Raw genomic sequence first — 20,881 nt, forward strand, 5'->3', positions numbered from 1 at the left:
ATGTCACCAAACCGTTAAGGGACGCTCTCTCCCAACCGGTCGCGCACGATCGCCATCGCCTCAGCGAAGGCGGCGTCTGCGTCGAGCATGGTGGTATCGATCGTCACGGCATCCTCGGCCGGGCGAAGCGGGGCAACGGGGCGATTGGCGTCCTGCGCATCACGATCACGGATCTCGGCAAGAACCTGGTCCGGGTCAGCCTGGATGCCGCGCGCGCGAAGTTCGAGGAAGCGCCGCCGCGCCCGCTCCTCGGCCGAGGCGGTGACGAACAGCTTCACCTGGGCCTCGGGGAAGATCACCGTGCCGATGTCGCGCCCGTCGAGCACCGCACCGCGCTCCGCCCCGAAGCGGCGCTGGAAGGCGATGAGCGCCGCGCGCACCGCCGGGATGGCAGCGACGGCGGAGGCGGCGAAATCCGCCTGCGGGCCGCGGAGGTCGGTGCGCGCGAGATCGTCGGCGCCCAGCGCCTCGGCTTCGGCGGCTGCGACGACGGCATCGCGAGGGTCGGCGTCATGGTCAAGCACGCGGCGGCCGACGGCGCGGTAGAGCAGCCCGGTGTCGAGATAGGGAAGCCCGAGTGCTGCGGCGAGCCGTTTCGCGAGCGTTCCTTTCCCCGCCGCGGCAGGGCCATCGATTGCGACGACGTATCCGCTCATCCCTCGGTGATCGCGGCGCCGAGGCCGCGCATCAGGTCGGCGAAGCCGGGGAAGGAGGTGTCGATGAAGCCGCCATCATCGATCGCCACGGGCTCCGCCGTCACCTGGCCCAGCACGAGGAAGCTCATGGCGATGCGATGGTCCATGTGCGTCTCGACCGTGGCCCCGCCGCGCGGCGGGGCGCCGGTGCCGTGTACCAGCAGGTCATCGCCCTCGATCGACACGCGCGCGCCGCAGGCCGCAAGCCCGGTGGCGATGGCGGCGAGCCGGTCACTCTCCTTCACCCGCAGCTCGGCAAGGCCGCGCATGCGGGTGGTGCCCGAGGCACAGGCGGCAGCGACGGCGAGGATGGGGAACTCGTCGATCATCGAGGCGGCGCGCGAGGCCGGCACGTCGACGCCGGTGAGCGGCGAGGAGGAGACGGTGAGGTCGGCCACGATTTCGCCCGCCTCGTCACGCTCGTCATGGATCTCGATATCCGCCCCCATCTCGGCGAGCGTCGCGTAGAGCCCGGCGCGGAGCGGGTTCATGCCCACGCCCTCGAGCGTGATCGACGATCCCGGAACGATCAGCGCCGCGACGGCGGGGAAGGCAGCGGAGGATGGATCAGCCGGCACGGCGATGGGGCGACCGGTGAGCTCCGGCTGGCCGGTGAGCAGGATCTCGCGCCCCCCCTCCTTCATGGCGTTGACCATGACCGTCGCACCGAAGCCGCGGAGCATGAGCTCGGTATGGTCGCGCGTCGGCGTGTTCTCGACCACGCGGCTGATGCCGGGTGCGGAGAGGCCGGCGAGCAGCACGGCGGATTTCACCTGCGCCGAGGCGACCGGCACGGTGTAGTCGGCCGGCAGCGGGCTCGCCGCCCCCCTGATCGCGAGCGGAAGCCTTCCCCCCTCGCGTGCCCAGAAGCTGGCGCCGAGGGCCGAGAGCGGGTCGATCACCCGCTTCATCGGGCGGCGGCGAAGCGAGGCATCGCCCGTCATCACCGCGAAGATCGGGTGGCCGGCGAGGATGCCGGCGAGCAGCCGTGCCGCCGTGCCGCTGTTGCCCATGTCGAGAACGTCGGCGGGTTCTGCCAGCGCGCCGATGCCGCGGCCCGCCACCGTGTAGGTGCCGTCCTCGTGGCGCGTGACGGTGGCGCCCAGGGCGCGCATGGCGGCGGCGGTGCGCAGCACATCCTCGCCCTCGAGCAGGCCGGTGATGGTCGTTTCGCCGACAGCGAGCGCGCCGAGCATGACGGCGCGATGGCTGATCGACTTGTCGCCCGGCACGCGGATGCTGCCCGAAAGCGGGCCGTCCGCGCCTGTGGCTGTCATCCTGAGGGTGCTTGCGTGGCTCATGGCGCGCATATCGCACAGGCCGCGGCGGCTGGGCAGGGGGGCTGATGCACGCTCTGCCGCGGATGCGGGATTTGACAGGCCCATGCGGCTGTGGCATCGCGCCGCCCCTGTCGAGTGCTGCCCGCAGGAGTGTCGCGATGGCGAAGCCGGAGCTGGGTCTGAAGCGTGTCTGCGTCGCGTGCAGCGCGAAGTTCTATGACCTGACGAAAACCCCTGCCGTATGCCCCAAGTGCGGCACGGAGCAGCCGGCAGAACAGCCGCGCCCCCGCCGCCCGGCCCCGGCGGCCGACACGCGCGCGAAGCGGCCTGCTGCCGTCGTGGTGCCGGAGGATGTCGAGGTCGAGGTCGAGGCGGACGAGACCGAGGACGATGCGGTTCTCGAGGACGCCGACGAGCTCGAGGGCGATGCCGACGAGCTCGCCGCCGACATCGAGGTTGAGCCCACCGACGGCGACGAGGAGCGGTAAGCCGGCTCAGCCTCCTGGTGGCGCGGCGAGCAGGAGCTTGTTCGCCGCGTTGAGGGTTGCATAGAGCGCGGCCCAGTCGCGCGCAGCGCGGTCGCGCCCGGCCCCGGGCTGCCCGGCAGAGGCGCCCACCGCGTCGAGCACAGCGCCGATGCTCCGCCGCCCGTCGATGCGCGCGAGCAGGGCAGGGCCGAGCGGGGGAAGTACCAGCTGCGTGCGCACCCCATCGAGGTCGAGTCCGATGCGCTGGCCAGGCCCGAGCGAGGCGGCCAGCGCCTTTCCGTCGAGATCGCGCAGCGTCGGGATCAGCCTCTCGTCGCTCGGGTCGGGCGCTGTCCATCCATCGGCCCGGCGCACGGCGTAGGCGATGTGCACCACCATCGTGCCGGAGAGGGCTTCGGCCAGCGCCGCGCGCTCCGCCCAGGGCAGGGCAGCGGCGCGGGCGCGCAGCTTCGGGTCTGACGCATAGGTCGCCGGGTCGTAGCGCAGCGGCTCGACCAGCGTGGTCGCGTGAAGCCCGGCACCGGCCAGCAGCGCGATCAGCTGCGTGACCGTGTAGGGCCTGTCGCGCGGGTGCAGCAGCAGGTCGACCAGCCCCGAATCGCCGCCGTCGAGATGGTCGCGGAACGCGCCGCGGCCGAGCGGGTGGCCAGGGTGCAGCCCGCGCACCAGCCGCCGCGCCGCCTCGATTCGCGCGGGAAGCGGCTCCGACGCCGGGGCAAGCGTGGCGAGTGCCTCCTGCAGCATGTAGACGCCGGCGCGGCCGTGCGGCGCATAGACCATCAGCCCCATCCCCCCGCCAGGGGCGAGCACGGCGGCAATGGCCGCGAGGCCGGCGGCGGGGTCCGGCAGGTGGTGCAGCACGCCGCAGCAATCGATGTAGTCGAAGGGGCCGGGGGCAATCCGCGAGGCGTCGAGCAGGGAACCCTGGACAAAAGTCACGCGATGGCCGAGGCCGCGGGCGGCGATGCGCTTGCGGGCGATCGCCGCGGCTGCGGCGGAACGATCGAGATAGGTGATGTGGCCTGGCCTGCCGGCTTGCTCCATCTGCTGGGCGAGCATGACGAGCCCGTCGCCGGTGCCGCCGCCGGCCACGAGAACGGCGAGCGGGCGGGCAGGATCGCTGCGGGCGGCGAACACCCAGTGGTCGATCTCGGCGAGGAAGGAGGGGCTGCCGAGGATGAGGCGTTTCGCCTCGTCCCTGGCGTCGCGGGCCGGGTAGGGATAGGCCTCGTACTGGGCGGCCACGGCGTCGTCTGCTGGATCTGTCATCGGTTGGTTTGGCATCGAGGGGCCTTCGGAGAGCATGGACGCGGCGCGCGGCTGGTTCGGCATCGGCATGGAGGGCGTCAGCAAGGCGGGCAACGCGGGGGCGGTGTTTCGCACCGCGCACGCCTTCGGTGCTGCCTTCCTTTTCACGGTCGGCGAGAGCCCTGGCCTTGCCGCCACGCGCATCGCCGATACCTCGGATGCGACGCGGCACCTGCCCTTCTACCGGTGGCCCTCGCCCGATGCCATGGGCCTGCCGGCGCGCACCAGGCTCGTCGGCGTCGAGGTGGTCGATGGCGCGATCCCGCTGCCCTCGTTCCGCCACCCGTTGCAGGCGGCCTACGTGTTCGGGCCGGAACGCGCGAGCCTTTCGCCCGCCATGCTGGCCGCCTGCGACTTCGTGGTGCGCATTCCGACGCGGTTCGCGATCAACCTCGCCGTCGCTGCTGCGATCGTGATGTATGACCGGCAGGTGACGCATGGCCGCTACGCCGACCGGCCGGTGATGCCCGGCGGGCCGGCCGAACCGCCGCCGAAGCATGCCCATGGCAAGCCGATCTTCCGTCGCGGCCTGCCGCCCCTGTTCCGCGATGGCGAGTCGTGACGTGATCCAGGCCCGATACGCTTGAGAAGGGGGCCAGCGCGTTCTATGCAGGGCGGCATGATCGCGACACGACCACTTCTCGCCGCCCTGCTCCTTGCGCTGGCCCTGCCAGCCATGGCGCAACAGGCGCCACAGCGCCCCGCGCAGCCAGCCCAGCCCCAATCTGGCCAACCGCAGCGCCCCGCCCAACCCCAGGCCCAGCCCCAGGCCGGCGGCCCGACCTCGATCGGCCGCTTCGACGACTGGGAGGCGGCCACGCTGTCCGAGCGCGGGCAGAAGGTCTGCTACGCCTTCACCCGCGCGGCTGCCTCGGCGCCAGCGGTGCAGGGCCGTGGCGAGGTCGTGCTGGTGCTGACCCATCGCGGCCGGTCGCGCGACGAGGTGGCCATCCGCGCCGGCTACACATTCCCCGCCAATGCCGAGCCTTCGGGAACGGTCGAGGCCTCGGGCGGCAATGTCGCGCTCGCCTTCTTCTCGGCGGGCGAGGCTGCCTTCGCGCGCGATCGTGCAGCCGCGGTCAACGCGTTCGAGCGCGGCCGCGCGCTCAGGCTCACGAGCCCCGGGCCGCGCGGCGGCAATGTCGTCGACATGTTCAGCCTGCGCGGCTTCTCCGCCGCACGCCGGGCGATCAACGAGGCGTGCAAGTGAGTGATGCCGCACTGACGGCTGACGAGGCAACGCGGATCGGCGCCAAGGCGGCGCTGTTCTCACCCCCCGATGCCGTCCTCGCCGATGGCCGCCGCGACCTCGTCGGGCTGACGCGCGAGGAGATCGCCGCCGCGATCGAGGGCCTGGGCGAGGATGCGAAGGCCGCGCGAATGCGCGCCAAGCAGATCTGGCACTGGATCTACCACCAGGGTGTCACCGACTTCGCGCGGATGAGCACGATCGCCCGCCCGATGCAGGCGAGGCTCGCCGAGCGTTTCGTGATCGGCCGCGCCGACGTGGCGGCAGACCAGCAATCGGCTGACGGCACGCGCAAGTGGCTGTTCCGCTTCCGTGACGGACAGGAGGCCGAGACCGTCTACATCCCCGACCCCGGCGAGCCGCGCGGGTCGGTCTGCATCTCGAGCCAGGTGGGGTGCACGCTCTCCTGCCGCTTCTGCCACACCGGCACGCAGAAGCTGGTGCGCAACCTCGGTGCGGCCGAGATCGTCGGCCAGTTCATGGCCGCGCGCGATGCCTATGGCGAGTGGCCGAGCCCGAAGGGAGAGGCGCGGCTGCTGTCCAACATCGTGCTGATGGGCATGGGAGAGCCGCTCTACAACTACGACAACGTCGCGAAGGCGATGACCATCGCGATGGACAACGAGGGGCTGTCGCTGTCGCGCCGGCGCATCACGCTGTCGACCTCCGGCGTCGTTCCGATGATGGATCGGTGCGGGACCGAGCTCGGCGTGAACCTTGCCGTGTCGCTGCACGCCGTGACCGACGAGCTGCGCAACGAGATCGTGCCGCTGAACCGCAAGTATCCCCTGGCCGAGCTGATGGCCGCGTGCCGGCGCTATCCGGGTGCATCGAACGCGCGCCGCATCACCTTCGAGTACGTGATGCTGAAGGGCGTGAACGACAGCGTGGCCGAGGCGCGCGAGCTCGTGCGGCTGATCAGCGGCATGCCGGCGAAGGTGAACCTGATCCCGTTCAACCCCTGGCCAGGCTCGTCCTACGAAACCTCGACGCAGGCCTCGATCCGCGCCTTCGCCGCGATCGTGATGGACGCCGGCTACGCCGCGCCGGTGCGCAACCCGCGCGGGCGGGACATCCTCGCTGCCTGCGGCCAGCTGAAAACGGCGAGCGAACGGGCGCGGAAGGCAACGCGGCCAGCGGCCTGACGCGCGACCGGCGACGTCAACGGGGACCGCACCGCGGTCCCCGTCACGTCGCCGACATCCTGGCTGCTACGCTCAGACCTTCGGGCCGACATAGCCCTCGCTGCCGGACGACACCTGCGTGCCGCCGCCCACGATCACGCGGCCCGAGGGCGCGGGCAGGAACACGGCAGGACCCTCGGCACCGGCCGTGGTGAAGGCCGGGTTGGTCATGACGGTGATGCCGCCCTCGACCGGCGCCTCCGAGGAGGCGAAGGCAGGCGAGCCCAGCATCAGCGCGAGCGCCGCTGCGAGGATGGCCGGTGCAGCCCGGTAGGCAGAGGCTGCGATGGTGTCGACGGTGTTCATGGTCATGGTCTCCTTTCTCCGCAGGCGCCGGGATGACGCCCGCCACGGAAAGGAGTTATCGGCGCCTCCGTTTGCACGCGTGTTTCGCGGCGCGGCAAAAAGGGTTTCGTCCGTGTCGCGCTGCGACGGCCGTACGCGCCGCAACTGAAACAAACGAAAAGGGGACCGCGCTGGCGGTCCCCTTCGTCATCCGGAGCCTGGCCTGGACCGTGATCCGTTCTGACGGATCACGGTCCAGCCGTTCCTTGCGAGCAATTTCATCCGCTTACGGATCGCTCCGCGATTCAACGTAAGCGGATATTGCTCTCGGGTCAGCCGCGCGGGCCGATATAGGCCTCCGCGCTGCTGCCAAGGCGCTGGCTGGCGGTCGTCAGGGTCATCTGCGGCGTCGCGGGCCGGAACATTGCCGAACCCTCGCTGCCGGCAGTCGTGAAGGCAGGAGCGGTCACCGTCGCCGCGCCGCCATGGACGGGCGCCTCTGCGGAGGCGAAGGCGGGGGTGCCGAAGGCGATCAGGGCGGCGGCGAGAAGGGCGGTCTTCATGGTCGTTATCTCCTGGTTGCGTCGTTATCGCTGGGTGCTGGCCGGACCGTTCCGTCAGCGTGGCGCGTCCTCGGTCCGATCCGGTGGTCCGCAGCGCGTCACTGAACAGGGTTCGCCGCAGAACGGCGGCAGGATGCGTCCCTCGCCGTCATGCAAGGGTTGCGGTGAACGCGCGTAACCTCGCGGTTCTGCGAGCGAACCCGAGGGGCTGGCGCGCTGGCGGCTGGCGGGCGAGGATCGCGCGTGCCCTCCCAGACGCCGCTGCCCGTCCTGATCCTTGCCGCCTTTCTCTCCGGCGCGGGGATGCGGATCGCCGACCCGCTGCTCGCCGCCGTTGCCACCGACTTCGGGGCGACCATCTCGGCTGCCGCCGCCACTGTCGCTGGCTTCACCTTCGCCTATGGCATTGCCCAGCTCGTCCTCGGCCCGCTCGGCGACCGGTTCGGCAAGCTCACGCTCATTGCTGTCTGCATGGCCTGCTATGGCGCCGCGACCGTTGCCTCGGCGGCGGCGCCGAGCCTCGAGGCGCTGATCGCGCTGCGCGCGCTGGCCGGTGCCTTCGCCGGTGGGCTGATCCCTGTCGCCATCGCGCTGATCGGCGACACGACCCCCTATGCCGACCGCCAGGCGACGCTCGGCCGTTTCATGACCGGGATGGTCTTCGCCAACCTCATGGCAGCCCCGCTCGCCGGAGTGGCGGGCGACATCGTCGGCTGGCGGCCGGTGTTCGCCGTCCTCGGGGTGATGGCGCTGGCGGCAGCGATCCCGCTGTGGCGGGCAGCGCGCGCGATGGGCCAGCCGCCCCCGCGGGCGACAACCAGCGCGCTCGCCCGCTACCTCGCCCTGCTCGGCCGGCCCGCGGCGCGGCGGCTTCTGCTCCTCGCCGGCGTCGAGGGTGGCGTGGCCTTCGGCGCACCACCCTTCCTCGGTGCCTTCCTCGTGGAGGAATACGGGCTTTCCTACGCCATCACCGGCCTGGTGCTCGGCGCTGCGGGGCTGGGCGCGCTGGTCTACACCCGCATCGCCGGAAGGCTGGTCGCGCGGTTCGGGGAACGTGGCCTGCTCGCGTGGGGCGGCGTCGGGCTCGTTCTCTGGCTGGGCGCGATCGCCGCCGCCCCGCCGGCGTCGTGGCTCGGCCCGGTGAGCTTCCTCGGCGGGTTCTCGCTGGTCTGCTTCCACGGTGTCCTGCAGGCGCGCGGGTCCGAGATCGCGCCGGAGAGCAGGGCGACGGGCATGGCCGCCTTCGCCTTCTCGCTGTTCGTCGGCCAGGCGATCGGGGCGGCCATTGCCGGGCTCACGCTGCCCTCGCTCGGGTTCAGGGGGTTGTTCGCTGCCGCGGCGGTGGTGATGACGGCGCTGGCGCTCGCCGCGCGATTCTCGCCAGCGAAGTAACTCAGCAGCGCTGGCGGGGCGTCGGCTCGGTCATGAAGGCGACGAGGCATGGCCCGAACCGGTCGGCGAATTGCCACTGGTTGCCAGCGCCATGGCCGGTGAAGCCCTCCGGCCTGTCGACCACCAGCACCGCGCCGACGCGGGGGCCGATCTCCTCCGTCATGATGCGGGCGCGGCCCTCGAAATCGGCGACGAACGGGTCGAGTGCGAATTGCACGAAGGCCGTGCGGGCGCGCGGGCTTGCCGCCTCGCGGGCGATGCGGCGGAACTGATCGGTCTGGCCGGAGAGGTTCATGCTTGCACCCGATCCGTGCGCAGCCGCGGCGATCGCGATCGCGCCATCGACCAGGCCGGGCGTGGCCAGCATCTGCAGGCTGTTCCAGCCGCCGCGCGACTGGCCGGCCATGATGACGGTGCCGTAGCCCCTGGCGCGAAGCTGGGCGAGCCCGTCCCGCAGCCAGCCCGCGGCACGTTCTGCATCATCCGTGCTCGGGTGGCGGTCGAAGCGGAACACGTCGAACCCTGCATTGTTGAAGTGCCGCACCCAGCTGTGCGGCTGGACGCCGCGATTGTCCTGGTCGGATGCGCCGCGGCCGTGGCCGAACACGATCGCACCCTTCGCTGCCGTGGCTCCCGTGCCCGGGCCGCGCCAGAGGAAGCGCGCATCGGGAACGATCTCCCACCGCATCGTGCTGCCGATGCCGATGCTCGCCGGTGGTGTCTGGCTGGGCGCCCATTCCCGCCCCGGCGCGACGACCGAGAGTTCGACGGCGTACAGCGCGCAGCCTGCCCCGCGGGCGCGCTGATTGCAGTTGGCCAATGCCTGCGTCTTGGCTGCCTCGACATCACGGATGCCCCAGGCGCCGCCTTGCGCCCCGTTCGGCCCGAAGGCGATGGCCCGGCCGACATTATAGCCGGTCCAGCGTGCGTAGAACGCGGCGTTCTCGGGTGTGATCCCGGCGAGTGATGGCGGGGCGAGGAGGGGGAGTGGCGGCGGTGCATGCACCTGCACCTGCACCTGCGGCGCGGCTGCCAGCGCAGGAGGCCTCGCCTGCCGTTGCTGCTGTTGGGCCTGCGCCACGGCCGCGCTGGGCACGAGGAGGACGAGGAGGAGTGCTGCAATGCGCTGCATGGTTGGTCCAGGATAGCGTGACGCCGGCGTCGGAGGCTCGCATGCGCCGATGCTGCGTCGCAACGGTAACCGCAACCGATGAGCGATCATGGCCGATCCCAGCCCACCACGAGATTGCAGTTTCGCGGATGCCGACTGGCACGCCCTCAGCCGCTGCTGGTTTCCCATCGCCTATGCGCAGGAGGTCGGTGAGAAACCGCTCGGTGCCCGCCTGCTCGACATGGCGCTGGTGATCTGGCGCACGTCCTCGGGCGTTTCGGTCGCGCGCGACCTCTGCCCGCATCGTGGCACCCCGCTCTCGATGGGCTGGGTGGAGGATGGGGCGATCGTCTGCCCGTATCACGGCTTCCGCTACGGGCCCGACGGTGCCTGCCGCCTCGTGCCTGCGCATCCCGACAGGCCGATCCCGCCGCGGCTTCGCCTTGCCTCCTTCCTCGCGGTCGAGCGGTACGGCCTCGTCTGGACCAGGCTTGCCGGGGAGATGCCGGCGGAGGAGGGGCTTCCCGTGTTCCCCGCCTGGGACGATCCGGCGTGGCAGCGCATCACGCCGCCCTTCGTCGACATCGCCGGCTCGCCTGGCCGGCAGATGGAAGGGTTCCTCGATGTCGCGCATTTCGCCTGGGTGCATACGGAGACCTTCGCCGATCCCGACAACCAGGTGGTGCCGCCGTACAAGGTGAGCCCGACCGGGCGGGGGGTCGAGGCGCAGTACTGGTCAACGGTGCCGAACTGGCCGAAGGGGCTCGAGCGGCCGACGCCGGAGGGGTTCCTCTGGCTCAGGCATTTCGAGGTGTTCCCGCCGTTCTCGGCGCTGCTGACGATCCATTTCCCTGGGGACGACCGGCTCTGTATCCTCAACGCCGCCTCGCCGGTGGCGGCGCGGCGGACGCGGCTTTTCGTGCCCATTGCCAAGAATTTCGGCACCGACCAGCCGGTCGAGCCGGTGCATGCGTTCAATGCGCGCATCTTCGCCGAGGACCAGGCGATCGTGGAGAACCAGAAGCCCGAGGACCTGCCGCTCGACCTCGCGATGGAGGCGCATATCACCGCTGATCGCATGTCGGTGCCGTATCGGCAGCTGCTCGCGCGGATGGGGCTGGGGCGGGGGTTCACGGCCTGAGCCGCGGGGGGCTGCCCCCTCACGACCTCCCGGCCGCCCCCTCACGATCTCCCGGCCGCCCCCTCACCCTGACCCTCTCCCCCGAGGGGTGTCGGGAGGCGTCCCCTCTCCCGCGTGCGGGAGAGGGACAGGGTGAGGGCCACCCGGCACGGTCTTGCCGCACCGCACGGCCCGTGCTTGATGGCGCCTCCTCCTGACCCACCAAGCGGACCGCACCAAGATGTCGAAGAAGAACGTGAAGAAGGTCGTCCTCGCCTACTCCGGCGGGCTCGACACCTCCGTGATCCTGAAGTGGCTGCAGGAGACCTACCGCTGCGAGGTCGTCACCTTCACCGCCGACCTTGGCCAGGGCGAGGAGCTGGAGCCCGCGCGGAAGAAGGCCGAGATGTTCGGCGTGAAGCAGATCTTCGTCGACGATCTCCGCGAGGAGTTCGTGCGCGACTTCGTGTTCCCGATGTTCCGCGCCAACGCGGCGTATGAGGGCGTGTACCTGCTCGGCACCTCCATCGCGCGGCCCTTGATCGCCAAGCGGCAGATCGAGATCGCCGAGGAGGTTGGCGCCGACGCGGTGGCCCATGGCGCGACCGGCAAGGGCAACGACCAGGTGCGGTTCGAGCTCAGCTACTACGCGCTGAAGCCCGACGTGACCGTGATCGCCCCCTGGCGCGAGTGGGACCTCACCTCGCGCACCGCGCTGCTCGACTTCGCCGAGAAGCACCAGATCCCCATCGCCAAGGACAAGCGCGGCGAGGCGCCGTTCTCGGTCGATGCCAACCTCCTGCACTCGTCGTCGGAGGGGAAAATCCTCGAGGAGCCTGGCCAGGAGGCGGACGAGATCGTCTACCAGCGCACCATCTCGCCGATGGCAGCCCCCGACCGGGTTACGGAGATCAGCATCGACTTCAAGGACGGCGATGCGGTGGCGATCAACGGCGAGGCGCTGTCGCCGGCCACGCTGCTGACGAAGCTGAACGCGCTGGGGAAGGAGAACGGCATCGGCCGTCTCGACCTCGTCGAGAACCGCTTCGTCGGCATGAAGAGCCGCGGCGTCTACGAGACTCCGGGCGGCACCATCCTGCACGTCGCGCACCGGGCGATGGAGAGCATCACGCTCGACCGTGGCGTGGCGCACCTGAAGGACGAGCTGATGCCCCGCTACGCGGAGCTCATCTACAACGGCTTCTGGTTCGCCCCCGAGCGGCGGATGCTCCAGGCCGCGATCGATGCCTCCCAGGCGCATGTCACGGGCCGGGTGCGACTCAAGCTCTACAAGGGCAACGTGATCGTCACCGGCCGCGAGAGCCCGCACAGCCTCTACTCGATGAAGTACGTGACGTTCGAGGACGACCAGGGCGCCTATGACCAGGTCGACGCCAAGGGCTTCATCAAGCTGAACGCCCTGCGCCTCAGGCTCGGTGCGATGGCGGGGCGGAAGGGTGGGGCACTGTAGGGCCCCTGATCCACGTCAAGGCGCCGGCTGTCACACGCCCGTAGCCTCCCGGTCAGAATGGGAGGAACGGCATGAAGCTGCATCCACGCTGCTACGAGGTGCTGTTCGATCGCGTCTCGGCCACCGCGCGCCATGTCATCACGGTCGACCACGCGCACGGGCATGACGGCACCATCACGCCGCACGGCCCGGGTGCCTCCGACCACGCGCTCGCGCTGATCCGCGCGATGATCGCCGCGGCCAAGTGCGACGGGCGCATCACCGATGACGAGCGCGAGCGGCTGCTCGATCGCATCGGCTGTGCCGAGTTCGACCCGGATGTGCAGGATTGGCTGCAGCGCGAGTTCCGCAGCCCGCTCGACCTCGAGGCGGTGGCGGCCGGCGCGCATGGCAGCCACCGGCGCGCGGTCGAGCTCTACATCGCCTCGGTGACGGCGATCGACCTCGACAGGCCCGAGGAGTTCGCTTGGCTCGGCAAGCTCGCGGCCACGATGGGGCTCGAAGCCCCACTCGTCGCCGCGATCCACAGCAAGCTGGGCGTTCCCGCGCCGGTCGGCTGACGGGGCTCCCCCTCACCCTGTCCCTCTCCCGCATGCGGGAGAGGGGACGCATTGGCGATACCGCGTCAGGCGTCAGGCGTTAGCGGTCAGTGGTTGGACGCACGCTGTGGGTGGCGGCTGCTGCCCTGGCGGTCGGAACGCCCGCCTCGCTGCGTCTCGCCCCGATGCGGCTGGCCGCGATGCGCCGGCTTCGGCGCGCCATGGCCGCCCGGGCGACCGTGCGGACGCGCATGGCCCTCCGGCCGTGCCCCATTCCCCTGGCGCTGCCCCTGCTTCGGCGGCGGCAGGAATGACGGCGTGCCGGGCGGGCGACGGTCGACCGAGGCGATCTTCAGCCGGATCAGCTTCTCGATATCGCGCAGGTAGCTCGCCTCATCGGGTGCGACCAGGCTGATCGCGATGCCGGCAGCACCCGCACGCGCCGTGCGGCCGATGCGGTGGACATACTGCTCGGGCACGTTCGGCATGTCGTAGTTCACCACATGCGTCACGCCATCGACGTCGATGCCGCGGGCAGCGATGTCGGTCGCCACCAGCACCTTGCAGGCGCCGGTCTTGAACTGCGCGAGGGCACGCTCGCGCTGGCCCTGGCTCTTGTTGCCGTGGATCGCGTTGGCGGGAATGCCGGCCGCCTCGAGCTGCGTCACGATCCGGTCGGCGCCGTGCTTGGTGCGGCTGAACACCAGCGCGCGGGCCATGTCCGGGGACTGCAACGTCTCGGTCAGCAGCGACCGCTTGCCGTTGTGGTCGGTCAGGATCACGCGCTGCTCGACACGCTCGGCCGTCGTCGCGACCGGGTTCACGGCAACCTGGATCGGGTCACGCAGCAGGTCCGCGGCGAGCGAGGAGATCGCCTGCGGCATGGTGGCGGAGAAGAACATCGTGTGCCGTGCCTTCGGCAGGTTCGGCACGATGCGGCGGATCGGCACGATGAAGCCGAGGTCGAGCATCTGGTCGGCCTCGTCGAGGACGAAGCACTCGACCTGGTCGAGCAGGACGCCGTTGGTCGACATGTGGTCGAGCAGGCGGCCGGGGCAGGCGACGAGGATGTCGACGCCCTTGGCCAGCGTGCGCGCCTGGGGGTTGTGCGGCACGCCGCCGAACACGAGCCCGACGGACATGCCCATGTGGCGGCCATAGGCGCGGAAGCTGTCGGCGATCTGCCGGGCGAGCTCACGCGTCGGGCTCAGCACCAGGGCGCGGCAGGCGCGCTTGGGCGTCGGCCGGCGATGGGTGGCGAGATGCTGCAGGATCGGCAGCGCGAAGGCGGCCGTCTTGCCGGTTCCCGTCTGGGCGATGCCGAGCACGTCGCGGCCCGAGAGCGCGGCGGGAATGGCCTGGGCCTGGATGGGGGTTGGTGTGGTGTAGCCCTCGTCCGTCAACGCGCGCAGAAGCGGCGTGGCGAGGCCGAGATCAGCAAAGGTGGTCATGGTTCGATCGTCACTTTCGGATCAGGCGCGCGCGTCAACGCGCAGCACCTGGTGGCTGCGGGGTGAAACGCCCCGCGTGATCCGGGAGTTCCGTGGGAGTGCCTCAAGCGCCTGGCAGGATGGCTGCCCCGGGAGGGGCGCCGTTCACGCGGCCGTGGCGCGGTGCCGGCAACGCGCCGGACGGGGGAGAGATGCCTGCGATGCTGCGTTGCGTCAAGGAAAAGAGCGCGGACGCGCCTCAGCCCTGCTTGCCAAGCGAGGCTTCGATCCGCCTGAGCGCGTCTGCCAGCTTCTTTTGGCCGATGCCGATTGCCGCCAAGGCGAACAGGGTCAGCGCCGTGACGATGCCTGACCCGGCATAGAGGAGCCGACCCGCGTTCCAGCCATCGCCCCTGAGGGGAGTGGCCTTCGTCACGAGGTCGAGGCAGGCGATGACGGCGAGCACCGCGACGACCTGGAGGATGCGCCAGCCGATCATCACGTACGCCTCCGTGCCGTGGCGGCCGCCACGGTATTCTCGAGCAGGGTGGCGATGGTCATCGGCCCGACCCCGCCTGGCACGGGGGTGATCCAGCCGGCATGCGGCGCTGCCTCCGCGTAGGCGACGTCACCCACCAGCGTGCGATCGGCGGTACGGTTGATGCCGACATCGATCACGGCAGCGCCAGGCGCCACCCAGTCACCCCGCACCATCCCGGGCCTGCCCACGGCAGCGACGAGGATGTCGGCGCGGCGGCATTCGGCGGCGAGGTCGCGCGTGCGGCTGTGCGCGAGGGTGACGGTGGCGTCGGCGAGTGTCAGCAGCGCCGCCATCGGGCGCCCGACGATGGTCGAGCGGCCAAGCACCACCGCGCGCGCCCCGGCCAGCGGCACGCCAGCGGCGGCGAGCAGCGTCATCACCCCCTTCGGGGTGCAGGGGACGAGGGTAGGGCGCCCGATCGCAAGATGGCCTGCGTTCAGCGGGTGGAACCCGTCGACATCCTTCGCAGGGTCGATCGCCGCGGTCACCGCCTCGGCCCGGATGTGGGCTGGCAGCGGAAGCTGCACGAGGATGCCGTCCACCTCAGGGTCGGCGTTCAGCGCGGCGATCCTGGCCAGCAGCGTCGCCTCTGACGTGTCGGCCGCCAGGCGCTCGGTGCCGTCGGCGAAGCCGACCTCGGCGGCCGCCTTGCGCTTGTTCCGCACATAGACCGAGGAGGCGGGATCGTCGCCGACCAGGATGACGACGAGCCGCGGCCGGAAGGGCAGGAGCGCGACCTCGGCGGCGAGCCTGGCCCGGAGAGCGGCAGCGATCGCCTTGCCGTCGATGACCTGCGCGGTCACTGCGGTGCCGTCACAGCACCAGCGGCGCGATCGTGGTCGAGAGGAAGATCCGCGCCGCCTGGAGCAGCAGGATCAGCACGAGGGGGGAAAGGTCGATGCCGCCGAGGTTGGGCAGGAACTGGCGGATCGGGCGCAGTGCCGGCTCCGTCAGCCGCTCGAAGAAGTCGCCCACCGCCCAGACCAGGCGGTTGCGCGTATCGAGGATGCCGAACGACACCAGGATGGACAGGATGGCGGAGATGATCAGCGCCCAGATGTAGAGGTTGAGCGCGGTATCGATCAGCCAGATCACGGCATACATGCGGGGTTCCCGGCGGTTGCGTCGGAGGGCGGACCCTACAGGTGGCCGGCCCCGCGATCAACGCGAGTGCGGGCCCCGGGGTGAGGCCGCGGGCGTGTTGACTTCGGCGTGGGCCGCGCTGATAAAACGCGCCTCCCGGACACGGCGGTGCCGTGCCCGGGTGGTGGAACGGGGCTGTAGCTCAGTTGGGAGAGCGCGTCGTTCGCAATGACGAGGTCAGGGGTTCGATTCCCCTCAGCTCCACCATCCACCGCCGCCCGGCCTGCCCTATCCAGCCTCACTGCCCTATCCAGCCTCACGCATCGACGATCACCTCGAACCCGCCGAAGATCATCCGCGTGCCGTCGAACGGCATGCGGTCCATCGTACCGGCCACGCGCTGATCAGCCATGACCTTCTGCATGCCGGCATCCCGCGTCGCCTTGTCGGGCCAGGTGATCCAGGAGAACACCACCGTCTCGTCCGGCTTGCGCAGCACCGCGGTGTGCAGGGAGTTGACCTTCCCCTCCGGCACATCGTCGCCCCAGGCCTCCACGAGGGAGAGGGCGCCGTGTTCCTTGAACACCGCCGCCGCATCCCCGGCGAAGCGGCGGTAGACTTCCTTGCTGGCGGTCGGCACCGCCAGGACGAATCCGTCGACATACATCCGCTTGTCCTCCTTCACCCGCGCCGCGCTGCCACGATGGCGGCGACGTCGATCTTCCGCATGGCCATCATGGCCGTGAACGCACGCCTGGCCTCCGCGCCGCCGGCGGCGATCGCCTCCGTCAGCACGCGCGGCGTGATCTGCCAGTTCACGCCCCAGCGGTCCTTGCACCAGCCGCAGGCGCTTTCCTGGCCGCCGTTGCCGACGATGGCGTTCCAGTAGCGGTCGGTCTCCTCCTGGTCGTCGGTCGCGATCTGGAACGAGAAGGCCTCGGTGTGTGGGAAGGCCGGGCCGCCGTTGAGGCCGAGGCAGGGGATGCTGGCGACCGTGAACGCCACCGTCAGCACGTCGCCCGCCTTGCCCGATGGGTAATCGGCCGGCGCGCGGTGGACGGCAGAGACGCCGCTGTCGGGGAAGGTGGCCGCGTAGAACCTCGCGGCCGCCTCGGCCTCCTTGTCGAACCAGACGCAGATCGTGTTCCTGGCCGTCATGACTGCGACCCCGTCTGGAGGATCCCCCACCTGATCCCGAACGGGTCCTCGAGGAGCCCCCAGTCATCGCCCCAGAACTGGCGTTCGTAGGGGGCGAGCACGGCGCAGCCCGCTGCCACCGCGCGGTCCCACCAGAAGCGGCCATCATCGACCACGAGCTGCAGGTGGCCGAAGCCGTAGGCGGGCGGCGCACCGCTGCCGCCATGGTCGGTCATCATAAGGGCGCCGCCATTGATGGCGATCTGCGCATGCATCAGGCCCGGCGCACCGTCGGGCATCGGCATGCGGCCCAATTCCTCAGCGGCGAACGCGCGGACGTAGAGGTCGCAGGCCTCGGCGGCACGGCCCGCCATGGCGAGATAGGGGATGACGCCATTCATCGTCGCTGCATCGGGGTGAACTGGGGCATCGGTCATCGTTTTCCTCCGGCGTTGTGGATTGCAGGACTCTCTGGTCCTTTGCCATGAACTTTGATATCAAAGTACCATGACGCCGCTCGACGCAACCCTGCCTGTCGCGACCGTGCATCACATCCGCGACACATGCCTCTGCCTCGCCACGCAGCGGGCCGCCCGCGCGTTGGCCCGCCGCTTCGATGCGGCACTCCGCCCGTTCGGCCTGACCAACGGGCAGTTCTCGCTGCTGGTTGCCCTCAACCGACCCGAGCCGCCGCCGATCGGGCGCCTCGCGCCGTTCCTGGCGATGGATCCCTCGACGCTGACGGCAGCGGTAAAGCCGCTCGCCCGCCGCGGCCTGCTGCGCCTCGTCCCTGACGTGGAGGATCGCCGCTCGCGCCGCGTCCAGATCACGCGGGAGGGGGTGGCGCTGCTCGGCCAGGCGATAGGCGCGTGGCGGGCGACGCATGCCGAGCTCGATGCCGGGCTTGGCGAGGGGGCGGCGGACGCGCTGCGGCAGGGGCTCGCCCGGCTCGCCTGAGGCGTGCGCCGTGGCTCAGCGTCAGTCCCAGTCGGCCGTCGTGCCGAACAGCTTCTCGCAGCGCGCCTGGAAGATGTCGATCGCGGTATGCGCCTTCTGCAGCAGGATCGGGTTCGCATAGACGAGGAAACGCAGGATCGTCTCCTCCTGCGTCAGCGTCTCCGGCGCCTCGGTCAGCTGCAGCGCGCGCCTGACCGAGGCGTATTGCGCGATCGCCTCGTCGCGGCCGACCTGCTCCATCACGGACGTGGTGTTTTCGATGAAGTCGAGCACGCCGGCATCCTCATTCCTGCTGGGCGCAGACTCGCGCATGCAGGTTAAGGAAGCGTCAACACGCGCTGCCCCCTCGCGCGGAGATGCTGACGAAGCGGTGAGCAGGCCGCCGCAACGCATTGATTCGGAGGTCGTTTCGATCTCGGTCGATACGGAACCGGTGATAGTGGTTTGTTCACCTTCCCGAGCGCCGGATCAGGTCTAGACCTCCTCCCGCGTCGCCGCGATCCGCCCCTCGCGAACGGCGGTGACGAAGGCCCGCCAGTCCTTCCGGTTCTGGTCGGCGTACTCCACGGCGAACTCGCAGATCGCGTCGTCCATCGTCCCGCCGGAGCCCATGTAGCCGGCGATCCGCGCGGCATCGCCCGACCGCGCGTGCGCCCGCGCCAACGCCCAGGCGCACAGCCGCCCGTAGCTGCGAAGCCGAGGCGCGTCCCAGTCGTCGAGGATCGCCGAGAGCTTCATGTCGCGCAGCTGGCGGATGTAGTAGTCGCGCCCGTCGATGCCCTTGGTCCAGCCGAGGAACAGGTCGGAGGCGGACTGCATCAGCCGTTGGCCGACCACGACGCGCTCGCCGTTGTTCCCGTGCGCCGGCCGCGCCGCGTAGGGCTCGAGCACCGATGGCCGCGCCTCCTTCACCTGCAGGAACAGGGGATCGTCGTCGGCCGCCATGAAGAGGCCGATCGAGCACCGCGTGCCGACCGAGCCGACGCCGACGACCTTGATCGCCAGGTCGCGGAAGTGGAACCGGTCGAACAGCGTGCGCACATGCTCGGGCAGCGAGTCCCGGTAGTGGGAGAGGGCCTCGGCAAAAGCCGTCTCCTGGCCCGGTGCATCCTCGGCTGGGGGGTGGAAGATCAGCGGCGGATCGTCCTTGATCCGCGGCAGCGCGCCCGCGTCCTCGACGAGCCTCGGGAACAGGAACTCAGACGAGCTCTTCTCCTTGGCCTGCTCGATGCGACGGTTGATCAGCCGGCGGACGTCCTCCTCCGCCTCGCCCGTCATCTCGGCGCTGGCGGCGACGAACTTGTCGAAGTCGATCCGGTCGTACCAGACGTCGAGCGCGCGCATCGCGGCATAGTCGGCCATCCGCTTGCGGTACTCGCGTGCCGCGTCGGTCGCGGCGCGTGCGCAGTCGCTGTCGAGCAGGCGGAGATGCTGGCCGGCGATGACGATGCTCGCGGCAAGCCGCTTCACGTCCCACTCCCACGGCGCGGGCAGCGTCTCGTCGAAATCGTTGATGTCGAAGATCAGGTTGCGCTCCGCCGTGGCGAAGCCGCCGAAATTCATCAGGTGCGCGTCGCCGCAGGCCTGCACGATCAGCCCCGAGCGCGGTGTCGTCGCGAGGTCGGCGGCCATGATCGCGGCGGACCCGCGGTAGAAGGCGAAGGGCGACTGCATCATCCGCCCGAAGCGGATGGGCACGAGCGCGGGAATGCGCCCCTCGTTTGTGCTGACGAGAAGATCGACGGGATCGCGGCGGCCTTCCGGCAGCTTCCACCCGGCATGCGAGGTGCGCGGCACCGCGTCGCGCAGCGCCTTGCCTGCCGCGCGCCGTTCATCGGCGGAGAGGTAGTGCGAGATCGCATCGGCCGGCGTGCCGCGCCGTGCCGCCGTCGCCTTCGGCCTGCGCTGGCCGTGGCGCGGGCGTTCCTCCTCGTCCGGCTGCGTCTCAACGCCGCGTGCCTTCGCCTTGCTCGCCTTCATCAGGTCCCCCCACCGCGGACTGTTGCCCGCGTCACAGAGTGCCGCAGCGTACCGTGGCCGACATTGATCAGAATCAAGCAAAGCCGTGAGCGTGGGACGGGCACATCGTGCGCGAGGTGGCGCTCGCGTCATCGCACGGAAGTCGCCACCTCACGGAAGATGCGGGCCGGGACGCTGCCGCCGGTGACGCCGCGCATCGGGCTCGCATCATCGTTGCCGAGCCAGACGCCGATCACCACCGCGCCGCTGGGCGAGGGAACCCAGCCGATGAACCACGCATCGCGGAACTCGCTCGTCGTTCCCGTCTTTCCCGCAACCGCCCGCCCAGGCAGCGCAGCGGCGCGGCCCGTACCGCGCGCGACCGCCTCGCCCAGCATCGTCGCCATCGCCGCCGCATGCTCGGGCGCGATCGCGCGCACCGCCTCCCCCTCGCGGCGCCAGATCGTTTCGCCTTCGGCACGCGCTGCCGTCACGCCATGCGGCACGACGAGCGCGCCGCCGTTGGCGAACACGGCATAGGCCGTGGCAAGTTCGAGCAGCCCCGCCGATCCGCTGCCGAGTGCCGCGGTTGCATCGCGCGGGATCGTGCCAGTCAGCCCAGCACGCCGCGCTGCCGCCGTGACACGCGGCAGGCCAGCCTGGAGCGTGAGGCGGACCGCGACGGTGTTCAGTGATTGCGCCAGCGCCTCGGTCAGCGTCACCGGCCCGCGGAAGCGTCCGTCGATGTTGTCTGGCCGCCAGCCGGCAACGGTGATGGGTGCATCCTCGATCACCGTCTCGGGTGTGAGGCCCGCCTCGAGGGCTGCAAGCCAGACGAAGGGCTTGAATGCGCTGCCCGGCTGACGTTCGGCCGCCGTCGCGCGGTTGAAGCCGGATGCCCGCGCATCGCGCCCGCCGACCATCGCGAGCACGGCACCTGTCGAGGCGCGCACCGCGACGATCGCACCTTGGCCGATCGCGAGCCGCGTGCCATCGGCCGCGAGCGCCGCGGCGAGCGCGCGCTCGGCCGCGTCCTGCAGCGCCGGGTCGAGCGTGGCCTGCAGCGTGACTGCACCGCCCGTCGCGGGC

Annotated in this window: 25 protein-coding genes and 1 tRNA gene; 10 read left to right on the forward strand and 16 right to left on the reverse strand. The window is 70.6% G+C overall.

Features of this window, described 5'->3' with window-relative positions; genetic code table 11:
• Positions 1-14: 14 nt before the first annotated feature.
• Positions 15-656 (reverse strand): (d)CMP kinase, encoded by a 642-nt coding sequence (gene cmk, locus Q0C38_RS14445; protein ID WP_291297808.1) that lies wholly within the window; start codon positions 654-656, stop codon positions 15-17.
• Positions 653-1,996: a 3-phosphoshikimate 1-carboxyvinyltransferase gene (gene aroA / locus Q0C38_RS14450; protein ID WP_408870033.1), complete on the reverse strand. Its 1,344-nt coding sequence runs from the start codon at positions 1,994-1,996 to the stop codon at positions 653-655. The genes cmk and aroA overlap by 4 nt, the downstream gene beginning before the upstream one ends.
• Before the next feature lie 137 nt (positions 1,997-2,133).
• Here aroA and Q0C38_RS14455 point away from each other — a divergent pair, with 137 nt between their 5' ends.
• Complete coding sequence (locus Q0C38_RS14455) at positions 2,134-2,463, forward strand: TIGR02300 family protein (RefSeq protein ID WP_291297810.1); 330 nt, start codon at positions 2,134-2,136, stop codon at positions 2,461-2,463.
• A 6-nt stretch (positions 2,464-2,469) separates the two neighbouring features.
• Here the strand turns inward: Q0C38_RS14455 and Q0C38_RS14460 are convergent, their stop codons facing one another.
• On the reverse strand, positions 2,470-3,732 hold the full coding sequence (locus tag Q0C38_RS14460; protein WP_291297811.1) for a bifunctional 2-polyprenyl-6-hydroxyphenol methylase/3-demethylubiquinol 3-O-methyltransferase UbiG: 1,263 nt from the start codon (positions 3,730-3,732) through the stop codon (positions 2,470-2,472).
• A gap of 34 nt (positions 3,733-3,766) precedes the next feature.
• On the opposite strand from Q0C38_RS14460, the gene Q0C38_RS14465 reads away from it, so the two are divergent.
• The 3 genes from Q0C38_RS14465 to rlmN are packed head-to-tail and all read left to right on the forward strand — an operon-like array spanning position 3,767 to position 6,165.
• On the forward strand, positions 3,767-4,333 hold the full coding sequence (locus tag Q0C38_RS14465) for an RNA methyltransferase (RefSeq protein WP_291297812.1): 567 nt from the start codon (positions 3,767-3,769) through the stop codon (positions 4,331-4,333).
• A 57-nt stretch (positions 4,334-4,390) separates the two neighbouring features.
• Positions 4,391-4,981 carry a hypothetical protein gene (locus tag Q0C38_RS14470; protein ID WP_291297813.1) on the forward strand — a complete coding sequence of 197 codons (591 nt, stop codon included), beginning with the start codon at positions 4,391-4,393 and terminating at the stop codon, positions 4,979-4,981.
• Positions 4,978-6,165 (forward strand): 23S rRNA (adenine(2503)-C(2))-methyltransferase RlmN, encoded by a 1,188-nt coding sequence (gene rlmN / locus Q0C38_RS14475; protein ID WP_291297814.1) that lies wholly within the window; start codon positions 4,978-4,980, stop codon positions 6,163-6,165. The genes Q0C38_RS14470 and rlmN overlap by 4 nt, the downstream gene beginning before the upstream one ends.
• Before the next feature lie 72 nt (positions 6,166-6,237).
• On the opposite strand, the gene Q0C38_RS14480 is transcribed toward rlmN, so the two are convergent.
• Positions 6,238-6,510, reverse strand: coding sequence for a hypothetical protein (locus Q0C38_RS14480; RefSeq protein WP_291297815.1), 273 nt, complete (start codon positions 6,508-6,510; stop codon positions 6,238-6,240).
• A 311-nt stretch (positions 6,511-6,821) separates the two neighbouring features.
• Positions 6,822-7,052 carry a hypothetical protein gene (locus Q0C38_RS14485; RefSeq protein ID WP_291297816.1) on the reverse strand — a complete coding sequence of 77 codons (231 nt, stop codon included), beginning with the start codon at positions 7,050-7,052 and terminating at the stop codon, positions 6,822-6,824.
• A 243-nt stretch (positions 7,053-7,295) separates the two neighbouring features.
• On the opposite strand from Q0C38_RS14485, the gene Q0C38_RS14490 reads away from it, so the two are divergent.
• Positions 7,296-8,444 carry an MFS transporter gene (locus Q0C38_RS14490; protein WP_291297817.1) on the forward strand — a complete coding sequence of 383 codons (1,149 nt, stop codon included), beginning with the start codon at positions 7,296-7,298 and terminating at the stop codon, positions 8,442-8,444.
• Between the two features lies 1 nt (position 8,445).
• Here Q0C38_RS14490 and Q0C38_RS14495 read toward each other — a convergent pair whose 3' ends face one another.
• Positions 8,446-9,576, reverse strand: a complete 1,131-nt coding sequence (locus Q0C38_RS14495; RefSeq protein WP_291297818.1) for a hypothetical protein — start codon at positions 9,574-9,576, stop codon at positions 8,446-8,448.
• Between the two features lie 88 nt (positions 9,577-9,664).
• Between Q0C38_RS14495 and Q0C38_RS14500 the strand changes: the two genes are divergently transcribed.
• From Q0C38_RS14500 to Q0C38_RS14510, 3 genes are all read left to right on the forward strand, one after another.
• Positions 9,665-10,696, forward strand: a complete 1,032-nt coding sequence (locus Q0C38_RS14500; protein ID WP_291297819.1) for a Rieske 2Fe-2S domain-containing protein — start codon at positions 9,665-9,667, stop codon at positions 10,694-10,696.
• 220 nt (positions 10,697-10,916) lie between these two features.
• Positions 10,917-12,146, forward strand: a complete 1,230-nt coding sequence (locus Q0C38_RS14505; protein WP_291297820.1) for an argininosuccinate synthase — start codon at positions 10,917-10,919, stop codon at positions 12,144-12,146.
• 71 nt (positions 12,147-12,217) lie between these two features.
• Positions 12,218-12,706 carry a tellurite resistance TerB family protein gene (locus Q0C38_RS14510; RefSeq protein ID WP_291297821.1) on the forward strand — a complete coding sequence of 163 codons (489 nt, stop codon included), beginning with the start codon at positions 12,218-12,220 and terminating at the stop codon, positions 12,704-12,706.
• A gap of 86 nt (positions 12,707-12,792) precedes the next feature.
• Here Q0C38_RS14510 and Q0C38_RS14515 read toward each other — a convergent pair whose 3' ends face one another.
• The 4 genes from Q0C38_RS14515 to Q0C38_RS14530 all read right to left on the reverse strand — a co-directional run bounded on the left by Q0C38_RS14515 (position 12,793) and on the right by Q0C38_RS14530 (position 15,760).
• On the reverse strand, positions 12,793-14,136 hold the full coding sequence (locus Q0C38_RS14515; RefSeq protein WP_291297822.1) for a DEAD/DEAH box helicase: 1,344 nt from the start codon (positions 14,134-14,136) through the stop codon (positions 12,793-12,795).
• Between the two features lie 238 nt (positions 14,137-14,374).
• The gene (locus tag Q0C38_RS14520; protein WP_291297823.1) at positions 14,375-14,614 is read right to left on the reverse strand and encodes a hypothetical protein; all 240 of its coding nucleotides are present in this window, start codon (positions 14,612-14,614) and stop codon (positions 14,375-14,377) included.
• The gene (folD, locus tag Q0C38_RS14525; RefSeq protein WP_291297824.1) at positions 14,614-15,459 is read right to left on the reverse strand and encodes a bifunctional methylenetetrahydrofolate dehydrogenase/methenyltetrahydrofolate cyclohydrolase FolD; all 846 of its coding nucleotides are present in this window, start codon (positions 15,457-15,459) and stop codon (positions 14,614-14,616) included. The genes Q0C38_RS14520 and folD overlap by 1 nt, the downstream gene beginning before the upstream one ends.
• A gap of 10 nt (positions 15,460-15,469) precedes the next feature.
• Positions 15,470-15,760, reverse strand: coding sequence for a YggT family protein (locus tag Q0C38_RS14530; RefSeq protein ID WP_291297825.1), 291 nt, complete (start codon positions 15,758-15,760; stop codon positions 15,470-15,472).
• Between the two features lie 170 nt (positions 15,761-15,930).
• Here Q0C38_RS14530 and Q0C38_RS14535 point away from each other — a divergent pair.
• Positions 15,931-16,006: transfer RNA gene (locus tag Q0C38_RS14535), tRNA-Ala, on the forward strand.
• Between the two features lie 49 nt (positions 16,007-16,055).
• Here Q0C38_RS14535 and Q0C38_RS14540 read toward each other — a convergent pair.
• Genes Q0C38_RS14540 through Q0C38_RS14550 form a run of 3 tightly spaced genes read right to left on the reverse strand, consistent with a single transcriptional unit; the run spans position 16,056 to position 17,313 of the window.
• Positions 16,056-16,406, reverse strand: coding sequence for a DUF1428 domain-containing protein (locus Q0C38_RS14540; protein ID WP_291297826.1), 351 nt, complete (start codon positions 16,404-16,406; stop codon positions 16,056-16,058).
• A gap of 14 nt (positions 16,407-16,420) precedes the next feature.
• Positions 16,421-16,897 (reverse strand): VOC family protein, encoded by a 477-nt coding sequence (locus tag Q0C38_RS14545; RefSeq protein WP_291297827.1) that lies wholly within the window; start codon positions 16,895-16,897, stop codon positions 16,421-16,423.
• Positions 16,894-17,313 carry a glyoxalase/bleomycin resistance/extradiol dioxygenase family protein gene (locus tag Q0C38_RS14550; protein WP_291297828.1) on the reverse strand — a complete coding sequence of 140 codons (420 nt, stop codon included), beginning with the start codon at positions 17,311-17,313 and terminating at the stop codon, positions 16,894-16,896. The genes Q0C38_RS14545 and Q0C38_RS14550 overlap by 4 nt, the downstream gene beginning before the upstream one ends.
• A 70-nt stretch (positions 17,314-17,383) precedes the next feature.
• On the opposite strand from Q0C38_RS14550, the gene Q0C38_RS14555 reads away from it, so the two are divergent.
• A complete protein-coding gene (locus Q0C38_RS14555; RefSeq protein WP_291297829.1) occupies positions 17,384-17,833 on the forward strand; it encodes a MarR family winged helix-turn-helix transcriptional regulator in 450 nt (149 codons plus the stop codon).
• 21 nt (positions 17,834-17,854) lie between these two features.
• Here Q0C38_RS14555 and Q0C38_RS14560 read toward each other — a convergent pair whose 3' ends face one another.
• From Q0C38_RS14560 to Q0C38_RS14570, 3 genes are all read right to left on the reverse strand, one after another.
• On the reverse strand, positions 17,855-18,106 hold the full coding sequence (locus Q0C38_RS14560) for a hypothetical protein (RefSeq protein WP_291297830.1): 252 nt from the start codon (positions 18,104-18,106) through the stop codon (positions 17,855-17,857).
• Positions 18,107-18,307: 201 nt separating this feature from the next.
• Entirely contained in the window at positions 18,308-19,813 is a 1,506-nt protein-coding gene (locus Q0C38_RS14565) for a DUF2252 domain-containing protein (RefSeq protein ID WP_291297831.1), read from the reverse strand.
• A gap of 128 nt (positions 19,814-19,941) precedes the next feature.
• Positions 19,942-20,881: transglycosylase domain-containing protein (locus Q0C38_RS14570; RefSeq protein WP_291297832.1), on the reverse strand; the 940-nt coding region annotated here is incomplete at its 5' end.

Source organism: Elioraea sp. (assembly GCF_022842375.1).
In the GTDB taxonomy this organism is placed as follows: domain Bacteria; phylum Pseudomonadota; class Alphaproteobacteria; order Acetobacterales; family Acetobacteraceae; genus Elioraea_A.

Coding starts and splice junctions, on each gene's coding strand:
- Q0C38_RS14555 (WP_291297829.1), top strand. CDS start 17,384: ATGACGCCGCTCGACGCAACCCTGCCTGTCGCGACCGTGCATCACATC.
- Q0C38_RS14480 (WP_291297815.1), bottom strand. CDS start 6,510: ATGAACACCGTCGACACCATCGCAGCCTCTGCCTACCGGGCTGCACCG.
- Q0C38_RS14465 (WP_291297812.1), top strand. CDS start 3,767: ATGGACGCGGCGCGCGGCTGGTTCGGCATCGGCATGGAGGGCGTCAGC.
- Q0C38_RS14485 (WP_291297816.1), bottom strand. CDS start 7,052: ATGAAGACCGCCCTTCTCGCCGCCGCCCTGATCGCCTTCGGCACCCCC.
- Q0C38_RS14460 (WP_291297811.1), bottom strand. CDS start 3,732: ATGACAGATCCAGCAGACGACGCCGTGGCCGCCCAGTACGAGGCCTAT.
- Q0C38_RS14565 (WP_291297831.1), bottom strand. CDS start 19,813: ATGAAGGCGAGCAAGGCGAAGGCACGCGGCGTTGAGACGCAGCCGGAC.
- Q0C38_RS14455 (WP_291297810.1), top strand. CDS start 2,134: ATGGCGAAGCCGGAGCTGGGTCTGAAGCGTGTCTGCGTCGCGTGCAGC.
- cmk (WP_291297808.1), bottom strand. CDS start 656: ATGAGCGGATACGTCGTCGCAATCGATGGCCCTGCCGCGGCGGGGAAA.
- Q0C38_RS14515 (WP_291297822.1), bottom strand. CDS start 14,136: ATGACCACCTTTGCTGATCTCGGCCTCGCCACGCCGCTTCTGCGCGCG.
- Q0C38_RS14470 (WP_291297813.1), top strand. CDS start 4,391: ATGATCGCGACACGACCACTTCTCGCCGCCCTGCTCCTTGCGCTGGCC.
- Q0C38_RS14530 (WP_291297825.1), bottom strand. CDS start 15,760: ATGTATGCCGTGATCTGGCTGATCGATACCGCGCTCAACCTCTACATC.
- Q0C38_RS14550 (WP_291297828.1), bottom strand. CDS start 17,313: ATGACCGATGCCCCAGTTCACCCCGATGCAGCGACGATGAATGGCGTC.
- Q0C38_RS14505 (WP_291297820.1), top strand. CDS start 10,917: ATGTCGAAGAAGAACGTGAAGAAGGTCGTCCTCGCCTACTCCGGCGGG.
- Q0C38_RS14510 (WP_291297821.1), top strand. CDS start 12,218: ATGAAGCTGCATCCACGCTGCTACGAGGTGCTGTTCGATCGCGTCTCG.
- Q0C38_RS14500 (WP_291297819.1), top strand. CDS start 9,665: ATGGCCGATCCCAGCCCACCACGAGATTGCAGTTTCGCGGATGCCGAC.
- Q0C38_RS14540 (WP_291297826.1), bottom strand. CDS start 16,406: ATGTATGTCGACGGATTCGTCCTGGCGGTGCCGACCGCCAGCAAGGAA.
- Q0C38_RS14495 (WP_291297818.1), bottom strand. CDS start 9,576: ATGCAGCGCATTGCAGCACTCCTCCTCGTCCTCCTCGTGCCCAGCGCG.
- aroA (WP_408870033.1), bottom strand. CDS start 1,996: ATGAGCCACGCAAGCACCCTCAGGATGACAGCCACAGGCGCGGACGGC.
- Q0C38_RS14545 (WP_291297827.1), bottom strand. CDS start 16,897: ATGACGGCCAGGAACACGATCTGCGTCTGGTTCGACAAGGAGGCCGAG.
- Q0C38_RS14520 (WP_291297823.1), bottom strand. CDS start 14,614: ATGATCGGCTGGCGCATCCTCCAGGTCGTCGCGGTGCTCGCCGTCATC.